General features: G+C 49.7%; 12 protein-coding genes and 1 tRNA gene. 5 read left to right on the forward strand and 8 right to left on the reverse strand.

The features are described 5' to 3' along the window. Nucleotides 1-23: 23 nt before the first annotated feature. Nucleotides 24-1,592 carry an AbgT family transporter gene (locus RFF05_RS13640; protein ID WP_409967609.1) on the reverse strand — a complete coding sequence of 523 codons (1,569 nt, stop codon included), beginning with the start codon at nucleotides 1,590-1,592 and terminating at the stop codon, nucleotides 24-26. A 683-nt stretch (nucleotides 1,593-2,275) separates the two neighbouring features. Between RFF05_RS13640 and lysA the strand changes: the two genes are divergently transcribed. Then, nucleotides 2,276-3,562, forward strand: coding sequence for a diaminopimelate decarboxylase (gene lysA / locus RFF05_RS13645; RefSeq protein WP_409967610.1), 1,287 nt, complete (start codon nucleotides 2,276-2,278; stop codon nucleotides 3,560-3,562). A 96-nt stretch (nucleotides 3,563-3,658) separates the two neighbouring features. On the opposite strand, the gene RFF05_RS13650 is transcribed toward lysA, so the two are convergent. From RFF05_RS13650 to RFF05_RS13680, 7 genes are all read right to left on the reverse strand, one after another. Next, nucleotides 3,659-4,252 (reverse strand): GTP pyrophosphokinase family protein, encoded by a 594-nt coding sequence (locus RFF05_RS13650; protein WP_409967611.1) that lies wholly within the window; start codon nucleotides 4,250-4,252, stop codon nucleotides 3,659-3,661. A gap of 96 nt (nucleotides 4,253-4,348) precedes the next feature. Beyond that, nucleotides 4,349-4,918: a CDP-alcohol phosphatidyltransferase family protein gene (locus tag RFF05_RS13655; protein WP_409967612.1), complete on the reverse strand. Its 570-nt coding sequence runs from the start codon at nucleotides 4,916-4,918 to the stop codon at nucleotides 4,349-4,351. Further along, entirely contained in the window at nucleotides 4,881-5,867 is a 987-nt protein-coding gene (locus tag RFF05_RS13660; RefSeq protein ID WP_409967613.1) for a lysylphosphatidylglycerol synthase transmembrane domain-containing protein, read from the reverse strand. The genes RFF05_RS13655 and RFF05_RS13660 overlap by 38 nt, the downstream gene beginning before the upstream one ends. A gap of 28 nt (nucleotides 5,868-5,895) precedes the next feature. Next, a complete protein-coding gene (locus RFF05_RS13665; RefSeq protein WP_409967614.1) occupies nucleotides 5,896-6,450 on the reverse strand; it encodes a hypothetical protein in 555 nt (184 codons plus the stop codon). Nucleotides 6,451-6,471: 21 nt separating this feature from the next. Further along, nucleotides 6,472-8,232 (reverse strand): FeoB small GTPase domain-containing protein, encoded by a 1,761-nt coding sequence (locus RFF05_RS13670; RefSeq protein WP_409967615.1) that lies wholly within the window; start codon nucleotides 8,230-8,232, stop codon nucleotides 6,472-6,474. After that, nucleotides 8,229-8,459: a ferrous iron transport protein A gene (locus tag RFF05_RS13675; protein WP_409967616.1), complete on the reverse strand. Its 231-nt coding sequence runs from the start codon at nucleotides 8,457-8,459 to the stop codon at nucleotides 8,229-8,231. The genes RFF05_RS13670 and RFF05_RS13675 overlap by 4 nt, the downstream gene beginning before the upstream one ends. A 748-nt stretch (nucleotides 8,460-9,207) precedes the next feature. Then, nucleotides 9,208-9,281: transfer RNA gene (locus RFF05_RS13680), tRNA-Gly, on the reverse strand. A gap of 131 nt (nucleotides 9,282-9,412) precedes the next feature. On the opposite strand from RFF05_RS13680, the gene RFF05_RS13685 reads away from it, so the two are divergent. The 4 genes from RFF05_RS13685 (at nucleotide 9,413) to spoVAE (ending at nucleotide 13,460) form a co-directional block, all read left to right on the forward strand. After that, nucleotides 9,413-10,534, forward strand: a complete 1,122-nt coding sequence (locus RFF05_RS13685) for a D-alanyl-D-alanine carboxypeptidase family protein (RefSeq protein WP_409967617.1) — start codon at nucleotides 9,413-9,415, stop codon at nucleotides 10,532-10,534. Nucleotides 10,535-10,915: 381 nt separating this feature from the next. Next, the gene (locus RFF05_RS13690) at nucleotides 10,916-12,244 is read left to right on the forward strand and encodes a glucose-6-phosphate isomerase (protein WP_409967618.1); all 1,329 of its coding nucleotides are present in this window, start codon (nucleotides 10,916-10,918) and stop codon (nucleotides 12,242-12,244) included. Nucleotides 12,245-12,587: 343 nt separating this feature from the next. Further along, nucleotides 12,588-12,998 (forward strand): hypothetical protein, encoded by a 411-nt coding sequence (locus RFF05_RS13695; protein ID WP_409967619.1) that lies wholly within the window; start codon nucleotides 12,588-12,590, stop codon nucleotides 12,996-12,998. Between the two features lie 105 nt (nucleotides 12,999-13,103). Continuing rightward, the gene (gene spoVAE / locus RFF05_RS13700) at nucleotides 13,104-13,460 is read left to right on the forward strand and encodes a stage V sporulation protein AE (RefSeq protein ID WP_409967620.1); all 357 of its coding nucleotides are present in this window, start codon (nucleotides 13,104-13,106) and stop codon (nucleotides 13,458-13,460) included. The last annotated feature ends 207 nt before the right edge of the window (nucleotides 13,461-13,667 follow it).

Consider the following 13,667-nt stretch of genomic DNA (forward strand, 5'->3'; position numbering starts at 1 on the left):
ACAAAACAATGGAATTTACAAATTTATACCACGGGGGTATAGAATAGTCCAGTGTCTACGCCGATGGGCAAGCCAAGTGCTAGCCAGATGATCATCATCACCGTCCAGCAAACTAAAAATGCGATGGAATAGGGTAGCATGGTGGCGGTCAAAGTACCCAGACCTGCCTTTTTGTCATACTTTTGAGCAAAAATCAAAATGATGGCAAAGTGGCTCATCAAGGGGGTAATCAAGTTGGTGGAAGAGTCGCCGATGCGGTAGGCCAACTGTGCCAGTTCAGGGGAATAGCCCAGCATCATGAACATAGGCACAAACACAGGTGCCATGATGTTCCACTTGGCGGACGCAGAGCCCATGAACAAGTTGATAAACGCGGAGAACAGGACGAACAGCACCATTAAGGGGATGAGCCCAATGTTCAACTCGCCCAGAACGTGGGCACCGTTGATGGCAAGGATGGTACCCAGCTTGGTGTAGTTAAAGTAGGCGATGAATTGAGAGGCCACAAAGGCCAGCGCCACAAAGGGACCCATGGATTCCATGGACTTGCACAAAGAATTGCACACAGCCACGGTGTTGGTCATGGTGCCAGCCTTTTTGCCATAGGCAATGGCAGGAATCATGAAGAACAAGGCAATGAGGACGATGATACCGCCGATGAGCACAGAGCCAGAACCAGTCAAGCTACCGTCAGAGGCACGCAGGAAGGAGTTTGCAGGGATGCACAGCCCCACTACCACAAGGGCAAAGCCCCAGAAGGCAATGCCAGCGACCTTCAAGCCACTGCGTTCGGCGTCGGTCAAAGAGCGCAAAGTATCATCCTCACCCAGCACGGCTTGGTCAAACTTGCCCAAGCGAGGTTCCACAATGTAATCGGTGACCAGTGTGCCCAAAATGGTGATGAGGAAGGTGGAGACAAACAAGAAGTAGTAGTTACCCATGATGTTGACTTGGTAGTTGGGGTCAACCAAATAGGCGGCTTCTTGGGAAATGCCTTGGAGCATGGGGTCAAGGACGCCCACCATCAAGTTGGCAGAGAATCCACCAGACACGCCAGCAAATGCGGCGGCCAAACCAGCCATGGGGTGGCGACCGTAAGCGCGGAACACCATAGCGCCCAAGGGAATCAGCACCACGTAGCCAGCGTCAGAGGTGATGTTAGACATGACGCCCAAAAACACCACCACAGGGCAAATGAGAGACTTGGGGGTGATTTGCACGGTGCGCTTGAGCACGGCGCTAATGAGACCGCTGTGCTCTGCCACGCCTACGCCCAACATGGCCACTAGCACGGTGCCCAAGGGGGCGTAGCTGGTGAAGTTGGTGACGGCGCTGGTCAGCATCCAAGCCAACCCTTCAGCGGTGAATAGGTTCACGGTTTCCACAGTGGTTTCCGCCAGCACACCGCTGACAACCAAGGTGCCAGTGGCGCTGACACCCAACCAAGAACAGACCATGGAAATGACAACCATCAGCACAGATAACCATGCGAACAATGCAATGGGATGAGGGAGTTTGTTGCCAACAGCTTCAATGGTGTTGAGAAATTTACCCATTAAAGATGGTTTGTGAGGCAGCTTGCTTCCAGACATAAAAGATTCCTCCAAAATTTTGAAATTGTACGTCTATATGGAAAAAATGTCCATGTATAAAGTACATAATAGCAGTGTCTTGTATTGTCACAGAAAAACAAGCAAATGTCAATAAACAATATATGAACGGTGATATCTTCTCCTATTTTGCTAAAAGCATGCGATGTATTTGGTGCTATTTCCGATATTGACTGGTCAAAATGCCGTAAAAAATGTGAATTTTTTTTGGAAAGAAAAGGAGGTAATTCCTTTTAAAGTTTACAAAATAGTAATAAATTGTAAAAATACAGAGAGTCGTGCATGTCGCACAGCTCTCTGTATTTAACGGGTTTGGGGAGGCCCTTGTATCAGGCGGTGTTCGACCGCGCCAAAGCCATAGGGAGCACCTATGGACAGCAGAGGTCAACACCGTTCCGCTGTTGTGGGGAATTTGGTTTGAATGGGTAGCCGTTGTAAAATTGGATAGGATTCAAAAAATCTGTAAAATAGCATTTTTGTATTCACAAAAATTTCATAATTACAAGGGTATGTATTGCGTAGTAAAAGCAGATGGGGTATAATAGGTGATACCATTGGCGCGGTTTGGGATGCAAACTTACCTTTGAGGATCGCGTGTGCCATGGATACAACGGATACACCATAGACTTTGGTGTGCCAAACTGTGTATAAACGGAGAGAAAACCATGATAAAAGAAGTGAAAAATGGCGTTTTGTATTTTGACGGCTGTAACACAGTGGAGCTGGCAAAGGAATATGGCACCCCTTTATACCTCATGTCTGAGAGCGATATTGTGGGGCAATTTACCCAGTTGAAAGATTGCTTTTTAAGCAAATATACCAATACCCGTGTGGCTTATGCTGCCAAGGCCTTCTCGCCCATGGCCATGTTTGCCATCTGCCAACGTGAGGGGATGTGCATCGATGTGGTGTCTGGCGGTGAGCTGTACACTGCTATGAAAATCGGTTTTCCTGCTGAGCGCATTGAGTTTAACGGCAACAACAAACTGCCTTGCGAGTTGGAGGCCGCCATTGACTACGGCATCGGTCGCATCATCATCGATGGCCTGCAAGAGCTGGCCTTGATTGAACGTATTTGCCGTGAAAAAGGCAAAAAAGTGCAGGTTTTGTACCGTGTGACCCCTGGTGTAAAATCTGATTCTCACGATTATATTGTCACAGGGAAAAAAGATTCTAAATTCGGTATTCCGTTGGATGAGGATGTTATTTTCCCAGCGGTAGAGGCCGCCATTGCCTCGGATTATGTAGACTTTTTAGGCTTTCACTTCCATGTGGGGTCTCAATTGCATGACAATGGATCCCACCTGCAAGCGCTGGATATCATTTTAAACTTGGTCAAACAGGTGAAAGAGCACTTGGGCTATGACGTGACTGAATTGAACCTTGGTGGCGGTTTTGGCGTGGTGTATACCGATGAAAACCGCAAGCCATATAGCTATTTCATGACCCCTATGATGGAGAAAATAGAGGGCTTTTTCACCGATTTGGGCGTGGTGCGTCCTGCCATTGTCATCGAGCCCGGTCGTAGCATTGTGGCAGAAGCTGGCATCAGTTTGTACACCATCGGGAGCATCAAAGACATTCGCGGTGTACGCAAATATGTGTCGGTGGACGGTGGTATGACTGACAACATCCGCCCTGCGCTGTACCAAGCCCAATACCGTGGGGTCATTGCCAACAAGGCGGATGCTGAGCCCACAGAGACGGTGACCATCTGTGGCAAATGCTGTGAATCTGGGGACGTGCTCATCCGCGACATTGGCTTGCCAGAGGCTGAGGCTGGCGATACCTTCGCCATTTTTTCCACAGGAGCCTATGGCTTGACCATGGCGTCCAATTATAATAAAAACCCTATCCCAGCGGTGGTGTTGTTGAAAGAGGGAAGCCACAAATTGATTGTCCGTCGTCAAAGCTACGAAGATATGCTGGCTTGTGAAGTGTTGCCTGAGTAAGGGCGCAATTAGGAGGACACATCGTAGGGGCGGCCATTGGTCGTCCGTCTCCAAGGATTGCAACACGCCATAGGGTCGGCCTGCTCTTTTCCTTTTTTAACCGTCCCAGACGATGTGGCTGTCCATGTCGATAAACTCTCGCAGGGTTTGCATACAAAGGTCGGTGGAGGCTAGGTCATCGGCACAGCGTTTGAGCTCTTCTCGCACCAGTCGTTCGGCATGAATTTCTTTTTTGTACTTGAGCTGATGCTCAAGACAGGCCCACGCATCTTGGGAGATGGTGCGCAATTGCACTTCAACTGCCACGGTGTGGCCATGGGTGGTGGGCACCATTAAAATCATATGGTAACTGCGATAACCGTTGGGCTTGGGGTTGGCGATGTAATCTTTCACCGTCACCACATGGCATTGGGATTGCAATAACTCTGCCACGGTGTAAATATCGCAGATAAAACGGCACACCAAGCGAATGCCCACCAAGTCGGTTAAGTGGGCAATGGCGGCCTCCGGCGTAGCACAATGGCCATGTTTACATAACTTTTTCTCCACACTGGCAGGGGATTTTAAACGGCTATTGATGTGTTCGATGCAGTTTTTCTCGGTTTTGATTTGCTGGCAAATGGTGAGAATGGTCTGGGTGGCCTCCTCCAAAATCACATGGTGGTCGCCATAAAAAGTGGTTGTGTCCATACGGTTCCTCCCAGTGGATAGACTGTGGCGCGAAAGCTTGTTATCCATATCATACGGGGTAAACCTTGACGTACTCTTGAAAAATTGGAATACGCTTTAAATACGCTTGATTTTCACTTGTGAGACCATGGCAAAGCCTAAGGCTGTGATAAACCCATAGCTGACCATGGTGTACCACCGTTGACCAGACCAAAAGGGTGGATTGATGTTGGAGATAAACAGGTATACACTCATCAAACAGCCTGAGGCGGTGGTGGGCAGACCTTGAAAATATGTGGTATATTCTCCAGCATTATACCGCGCTAGGCGATACACGCCACAGCAGATGTAAAACGTGGCAACCAACAGCTCGGCAATGTGGAAGTGACCGTGGTTGCCCACGCTGTGCATGGATAAAAACATACAAACAGGGGCGATGACGAAGGAAATCACATCGGCAAAACTATCTAGCTCTTTGCCAATTTGAGACGACACTTGCAACCGCCGTGCCAGACGTCCGTCAATGGCATCGAAAAAACCACCCAGTACAATCAGACCGCAAGCCACCGATATCCCGTGGTGTGAGCGGTAAGACATGGCAATGAGCAAGGCCATCACACCGCAAATAGCGTTGCAAAAGGTGCAAATGTTAGGGAGTGTGCGAAGAAGTTGTACTTTGGTGGGCATGATGACCTCCTGTGAATTTTAAATGGCTTTCGTAGGCCACTACAAAGCTAACGCTTCCCAATATCACCAGCCAAAAGGTGACAAATCGAAAGACAAGGGTGATGGTCAGCCCTGTGGTATAGCCCACACCTAAGAGGGTGAGCAAGGCCAGCATGGTGCCCTCAAAGGTGCCAATGCCACCGGGCGTGAAGGGGAACAGACCCATCATGTAGGAAACCATGGTGACCGATAAGAGGACGAAAAAAGAAAGATGCACCCCTAAAGTGGCAGATAAAATCACCATTTTAATGGGAAACAGCAACCACACAACGGTGGAAATGGCAAATTGCAAGCACCAGTGCCCACGGCTCAATTGGGCGGTGGCGGTGGCATAGGCGGTGAGCTGGCGCGCGAGCCCTTGGGGCACGCGCCCATGGAACTGCGTCAACCATTGAGACAGAGCACGGGCGAAAAACAACAGTCCCATCATGGCCAGCACCAAGGTGATTACCAAGGCGCCACTGAGCAGCTGCATTAGGGTTGACATATGGGCGGCAATATGGCGCCCAATGTGCAAAAGAGACACAAGGCAAATGGACAACAGCACGCTCATGCTAATGCTTTTTTGCATGGCAATGATGCTAAGCGCTTGGCTGGTGGAGCAGTGAAAATCCTGTTTCAGCAGGTATAAGCGCACCGCTTCACCGCCGATTTTTGCCCCTGGTGTGACGGCTTCTACCACGGAACCACGGGTGAAAATATGGAGCAGTTTTAAAAAGTGGCTCTGGCCGAGCACCAGAGCTGTCAGCTGGTGCCATTGGTAGGTGATGAGCAGTTGTGTCAGCAGTTGTAAGACGATTAAAAGGGGCAATAGCCACAGGGGGAGTTGTCGCAATTCTTGCCAAAAGGCTTTGAAATCTGTCTCTAAAATTAGCCAGCCCAACAGCGCCGCCACCAAACCGCATCCCACCCAATGCCACCTGTGGTCGGGCGAGGGTTTAGCGCACATAAAGCCCTGTGGCGTGGATGTTGCTAAAGGCAGGTTGACGGATAGAATCACGTTGCTGGCAGGCCGTTTTAAAGGGCTGATAGCCCCGTTCTAAGTGGGCTTTTGGGATGCGTACCAAGATTTTGGTCTGCTTGTGGGCGGAGTCGTGAAGTTGATGAAATACCTTCTCTTTGGGGGAGATTTGCATGGCGATGTGGATGATGTCATAGGCTTTGGCGCATACCTCCGCACCGTCGCTATGGCGCACCAAAACATGGTGGTGCAGCCCCATTTGACGCACCAGTCTACGGGCACAAAAAACAGCGTTTTTATCGTTGTCCACAACGGCCACACTGGCCCCTGTCAACAGGTGAAACAAAATGGCGGTGCAGGGGAAATAACCGCCTCCCACGCATAAAATGGCGTCAAGACGGCTGGCTCGTGATAAGCCAACTTCTTTTTCCACAATGGGGCGATAATACGCCAGCATCAGCCGTTGCATCCAAGGGGTTTTGCACATAAGACGTTCCGCAGTTTGACTGGGGCGCACAAATTGAAATGCCATGGCAAGGCTCCTTCTTTCTTTTTAAAATGACAACCCGATTTGATTGATGAGGCCGCCTAAGAATAAGGCGGTGACAAAGGTGCCCACGCCGATAGCGATGGCGACCTTGGTGTTAAATTCTTTGGCGATGACGCCGAACACGGAGATGCAAGGCAGGTATAGTAATGCCACCGTGCCGCCTACAAATAGTTGTAGGGCGGTCAAATCCAGCGCCAGCAAAGGCGCCACTGCCATTTCACGGCGCACCACACCCAGCAGTAAAAATAGCACTGCTTCTTCTGGCAGACCCAGCCAGCCAGAAATCAAGGGTTCTAGCCACACGGCGGCCATGTCTAACAGGCCAGATTCTTTGGCTACAGAGGCCATCACCACAGCTAACAGCATGGGGCCTTCGGCTTCTACGAAAAAGCCTTTCATTCGTACCCAGAATTTTTTGCCATAGGCTTTTTTCTCAGGCAAGAGTAGGTTTGGAATTTCGATAACAATGGGGTCCACCGTGCCACGGAGCAGTTTGCCTGTCACGTAGCCCACAGTGAAAATAATGGAAAAGGCCAAGGCGAACATAGCCAGCAAGAGCCAGATGGATTGGCTGGCCAGCAAGGTGATCATAGCCCCAGATTGGGAGATGCAGGGCACGGCAAAGCACACCATAGATGTGATGATAATCCGTTCTTTTTGGGTGGTGGCGCTACGGGTGCCGATGATGGCAGGCACAGCGCACCCAAAGCCCATCATCAAGGAGATGAAACTGCCACCTTGGACGCCCATTTTCCGCATGACGTTGTCAAACAGCACTGCCATCCGTGGCAGAATGCCGCAGTCTTCTAAGAAGGTAAACACAAGGTAAAACAGGGCTACATAAGGCAAAATCAAGCCAAAAGGCCACTCAAAGCCAATGATGAAAATGCCGTATTCGCCGATTAAAATATTCTCAAGTAAGGTGGGCAACCCCAGACCGCCAATGAAGCTGGAGAAAAAGCCTGTGATGAGCGATACCATGGGGATAAACGCTACCACGCGCAGTGCCTTGCCGCCAAAGACAATCAGCACCAAAGACACCAGCATCAGCAAGATAGCCAGAGGGAGACCGGGCCAAGATTTGATCATGGCATCGCCTAAGCGGTCAATCAGTTTGGGAGCTTGCTGGGTGTGACTCACGCATTGAGATACCATTTGGGCGGCTTGTTCCCAGCATTCTTGGTTGGTGGCAGGGGCAGAGATGGGAGAAGCGGACTTCTCCATTTGCGCTTGTAATGCCACCTTCAATTGGAACAGACCGGTGCCGTTGACGGCCACCGTGGGAATGACAGGGGCACCCAACAATTGAGAGAGTTTGTCTACATCCACCACAATGCCCTTGCGCTTGGCCACGTCGTTTAAGTTTAAAGCGAACACCACGGGTATGCCAAATGACAGCACCTCAAAAGCTAAGTTTAGGTTGCGGGTCAAGTTGGTGGCGTCCAGAACGCAGATGACCCCTTTGGCGCCAGAGTGCATAAACTCCACAGCCACAGCTTCTGCTTGAGAGGAGGCTTGGAGAGAATAGGTGCCTGGCACATCAATGAGGTGATAGGTTTGGTCACCCAAGACCATGTTGGCGTGGGTGTAGCCCACGGTGGTGCCAGCATAGTTGGCGCTCATCACGTGTACCCCGGTCATGGCGGAGAACACCACGGACTTGCCCACATTGGGGTTGCCCATCAGTAAAATCTTGTTGTCGTAGCCGTACACTGCTTTGTCTTGGGACACAGCGCCACAGCAATTTGCGCATTTGTTACTCATTTTGCCACACCGCCTAACCATTCTACAGCCACTTGGAGCGCCAAATCCTTGCCGATGGCAATTTCACGAGATTGAATGTCCAACAACACAGGGCCGCCTAGTTTATAGGTGGATCTTTTGGTGATGATGGCACCTTGGAACACCCCTAGGGATTGTAGCAAGGGAGAGGAGGGGAGGGAGAGGATGCGGTATCGACTGCCGCTGGGTGCGTGGTACAGGCTGGCCATGGTGGAGTCTCCTTTAAAATGATGTGTAGATACAAGCGGTTAGTCTAAACTAATTTGATGGACAGTATAGCATACTGATTTTGCCTTGTCAATGGAAAAACCGCAGTCAGGATGAGAAAATAAGGCTTCTTGTGTGCCCTGAAAAGACTTGCATTTTGTTAGAGTTCGTAGTATACTCGAAAATTGTTTGAAAGTAGTGAATAAATGGTTAATTGTTGTAAATTTGCAATAAATTTACAATTTCTATATGATTTTATAGATATTACAAAAGTTGTAAAAATGGAATTTTTACAACTTTTTAAACGGTTATAAAAGATTGATTGGCCGAAAGCGGTTCTTTTTTTACACGAATATTAGTTATCACTAACTGTTGGCTGGGCTGAGAAAAAGGAGAGCAACATGAACAGAAAAGACACGAAATGGATGGAAGTCTCCTTTTTTATAGGCAGAGCAATATTGAGACCCTAAACGACGACTACATTTTATCCGTTCCACGTAAAAAGACAGCCCCGAAGGGCTGTCAATTTATTGCGTGGATGTAGTGGCCAAAAAAGATGCAAAAGCTAACAAGTCTGCAACATCTGGGGGAGCTCGAGGGGGCACACCCCTCGAATAAAATCAATTTGCCCTGACCGAAATCGCAACAGGTTGCAAAGGGGAATATCTCATGAAATAAGGTAACCTTCCAATCCTGCACAAGGCAAATGCACCACGCAAAAAGAGACTGCCTAGGCAGTCTCTTTTTGCGTGGAGCGGATAAAGGGAATCGAACCCTCCTATTCAGCTTGGGAAGCTGACGTTCTACCGATGAACTATATCCGCAAATTCAGTTGCTTATACAGTATAGCAGACCTGTTGCCGTTTTGCAAGAGAAAATTTTAGAAATTTCCGTCATAGTGTGGCGCTATTGTCTCATACACTGTTTCAAAAGGGAAAAAGCAAGGAGGCATTCTATGAAACGAATTGTTTGTGCGTTGTTGTGTGTGGCGTGTTGTATGGGGGTGTGTCATGGGGTGGAGGTGGTGGCACCGTCTGCCATTTTGATGGAAAAGGAAACGGGTACCATTCTCTATGCCAAAGACGAGCATACCCCCCGTGAGCCTGCCAGTGTCACCAAGGTGATGACATTGCTGTTGGTGATGGAAGCCATTGATGCAGGGCAGTTGGCCTACGATGATCTGCTCACCGCCAGTGACTATGCCAGCTCTATGGGTGGGTCGCAAATTTGGCTAGAGACTGGGGAAGTGATGAGCGTGAGCGATATGCTCAAGGCGGTGTGCGTGGTGTCAGCCAACGATTGCGCTGTGGCTTTGGCAGAGGCGGTGGCTGGCAGTGAGAGTGCCTTTGTGGAGAAAATGAACCTGCGCGCTCAAGAATTGGGCATGGCGGATACCTTGTTCCAAAACGCCACAGGGTTGCCAGCTGACGACCATTACACCTCTGCCTATGACATTGCCATCATGAGCCGTGAGCTGATTTTAAACCATCCAGATTTGCGACAATATACCACCATTTGGATGGATACCCTGCGAGATGGCACGTCGGAACTGTCTAACACCAATCGCCTGATTTACACCTATGAAGGGGCGACGGGGCTGAAAACTGGCTCCACCAGCACCGCTTTGTATTGCCTGTCAGCCACGGCAGAGCGAGACGGTATGGAGTTGATTGCCGTGGTGATGCAGTCACCCACCAGCGCCCAGCGACTCAGCGATGTGACCGCTTTATTAAATGAAGGCTTCGCCAATTATGCCCTTGAACAAATTGTGCCAGAGCAGGCCATTGCCCCTGTGGCGGTGACTTTGGGTAAGCAAGATACGGTGCAAGGGGTGTTAGAAGGGGAGACAGCACTGCTGTTGGAAAAGGCGCAGACCAGCAATTTGCTCCAAGAGATTACGCTGGTAGAAGGGGTGGAAGCACCCATCGCACAAGGCGATATCTTGGGGACTTTGACCGTCACCGCTGACGGCGAAGTGGTGGCAGAGTTTCCCATCGTGGCAGGGGAAACGGTGGGACGACTGACGTGGTGGGATATGGTGGTGAACGTGGGACGGATGGCCGTGCTGGGGAAGTGATGGGGGCAAGCGGTGGGAGCGGACAGCCGCAAGGGCTGTCCCTACGGCAACACGCCGTATAATCACGCACCCGTCGTAGGGGCGACCTTTGGTCGCCCGCCCAACCCAAAGGTAAGTGTGATATGGAGTGGCTGGTCGAAAACCTAAAAACGGGCGTCTAATAGCCTACGCTACAAACGTCTTTGCGATTGATTTATTTGTAGGGGCGCTTTTTTCTTTGGCGTAACATTTTCACATGGCCGTGAAGGATTTGTTTTATTTGAACGGTTTGTGACTCCCGTGCATTTTACCTATTTTTTCCTTGCAAAACCTTCCAAAAACTGTTATACTTGTACCACCTAAAACCCTGCGAAATTTGTGTATAAAAGTGAGGAAAAAGAAATGTTAACCGTAAAAGCATTCCAAATGGATTCTTTTTTACCTGCCACCTATGCAACTGATTTGTTGCCACAGATGGAAATTGCCCAAGGCCATCTGCAAAATGGCACTGGCGCTGGCAATGATTTCATCGGCTGGGTGACCCTGCCCCAAGACTATGATAAGGCTGAGTTTGCCCGCATCCAAGCCTCTGCCGCTAAAATCCGTAGCGATTCTAAGGCTCTGGTGGTCATCGGCATTGGCGGTTCTTATCTGGGCGCCCGTGGCGTTATCGATTTCCTGTGCTCTCCCAACTATAATCTGAAGAAAAAAGACACCCCCAACATCTATTACATGGGTAACGGCTTGGATGCCGATGCCATGGAAGAAGTGATGGAACTGATCGGTGACGATGACTTCTCTATCAACGTCATCTCCAAGTCTGGCACCACCACTGAACCTGCTGTGGCCTTCCGTTTCTTCCGCAAAATGCTCCAAGATAAATATGGCGCAGAGGAAGCCAAGGGTCGCATTTATGCCACCACCGATAAGGCGCGTGGTGCGCTGAAATCTTTGGCTGACAGCCAAGGTTGGGAAACCTTTGTGGTGCCCGATGATGTGGGTGGCCGTTACTCTGTGCTCACCGCTGTGGGTTTGCTTCCCATCGCCGCCACTGGCGTCAACATTGAAGATTTGATGGCTGGTGCCGCTTCCATGATGGAAACCTGTAAAGACGGCTCTTTGGCAAACCCTGCATGGCAATATGCCGCATTGCGCTTTGCCCTGTATACCGCTGGCAAACCCATCGAAGTGTTGGGCGCTTATGACCCTGCCTTCCGTTTCATGACCGAATGGTGGAAACAACTTTACGGCGAAAGCGAAGGCAAAGACGGCAAGGGTATTTTCCCTGCCAGTGTGGAATTCACTGCTGATTTGCACTCCATGGGTCAATACATCCAAGATGGTTGCCGTATTATGTTTGAAACCATGGTGCGCATGGGCGCCTCTAAGGCTGAAAAACTGGTGCCACTGGACGAAGCTGACGGCGATGGCCTGAACTTCTTGGCTGGTAAGTCTATGGACTTTATCCGCGACAAGGCCATGGAAGGGACTTTGCTTGCCCACACCACTGGTAAGGTGCCCAATATCATCGTCCAAATGGATGGGAAAACCCCTTACGATTTGGGGCAAATGATTTACTTCTTTGAATATGCCTGCGGTATCAGCGGCTATTTGCTGGACGTGAATCCCTTCGACCAACCCGGCGTAGAAGCTTACAAAAAGAATATGTTTGCCCTGTTGGGTAAGCCCGGTTATGAAGAACTGCGCGCAGAATTAGAAGCCCAACTATAATAAACTAAAAACTAAGGGCTAAGAGTGAAAAACTATCCGCCACACCCCAGGGTGCCTTCTCTTGCCCTATGGGCAATTCACCTTGGCGGGCGGGGATGGAACGACAATCGCATCTGTTCTCTTTCTCGCCCGCAGGCGATAGCTTTTCACTCTTCACTTTTAGCTCTTAGTTGAAGATATACAAAAAGTGGCTTGCCGTTTTTTGTATATCTTCTTTGCCCTTGTCAATCTACATTTTGCACAAAAATACTACCTCTTTTTTTATGTTGTTTTTCCAGTTAGAATATGCTATACTGGGTGTACAAACCTCCCCAGCAAAAATCTATTTTAGGAGTGATTGATTATGGTGAAAGTAATTTTAGGCGTCAAAGGCGCTGGTAAGACCAAAACCCTGATCGAACTGATCAACGAAGCAGCTAAGAACGAACCCGGCAACGTGGTTTGCATCGAAGCCAAGCACAACATGACCTATTCCATCCCCTCTAGTATCCGACTCATTGGTGCTCAAGAGTATCAACTCGATAGCTACGACGCATACCGTGGTTTTATCAGCGGTTTGTATGCTGGCAATTACGACATTGCCCAAGTGTTCATTGACAATTTGTGCAAAACCGTTGGCAAAGAAGTCAACGAAGAAACTGAAGCGTTTTTGCAATGGTTGCAAAACTTCGGTCAGAAAAACAACATTCGCTTTGTGGTCACCATCAGTGCTGATGAAGCTGACATGAGCGACGAAATGAAAGCCTACCTATAACATTGTTAATTCTCAGCCCTCCATCGGATACGATGGAGGGCTGTTTTTGCATAAAATGGCCAGTTCTAACAAATCCTAAGTTCAAATGAACGCTAGGAGGGCAATATGGACTATATCAACGCATTTCTCTGTGGTGGGTTTCTCTGTGCCATTGGGCAGATTTTGATTGACAAAACCAACTGGACACCAGCGCGCATTTTAACAGGATATGTGGTGACAGGGGTGGCACTCAGCGCGCTAGGGCTGTATGAGCCTTTGGTCAACTGGGCTGGCGCAGGGGCCACTGTGCCTTTGACAGGTTTTGGCTATGCGTTGGCAAAAGGTGTGGAAAAAGCCGTTGCCACAGATGGTTGGCTGGGTGTCATCACAGGGGGCATCACTGCCACCGCCGCTGGCATCACTGTCGCCATTGTGCTGGGCGTTGTGGTATCTATTTGTTGTAAGCCAAGGGAAAAACGGTAGAATTATGTGTTTTTATCGTATTGAAAGTTGATGTTTTTGCCCCTACGGGGCGGTCTGCTACCGCAGGGGTCACCTGCCGGTGGGGCATTCCCCCCACCCCATCGTAGGGGCGCCCATTGGGCGTCCGTTTTCCGATTCACTCTGAATTGTTGTTTTTGCCCCTACGGGGCGGTCTGCTACCGCAGGGGTCACCTGCCGGTGGGGCAT

Origin of the sequence: Bengtsoniella intestinalis, from assembly GCF_039719005.1 — a bacterium.
Taxonomy (GTDB): Bacteria; Bacillota; Clostridia; order Oscillospirales; family Oscillospiraceae; genus Oscillibacter; species Oscillibacter intestinalis.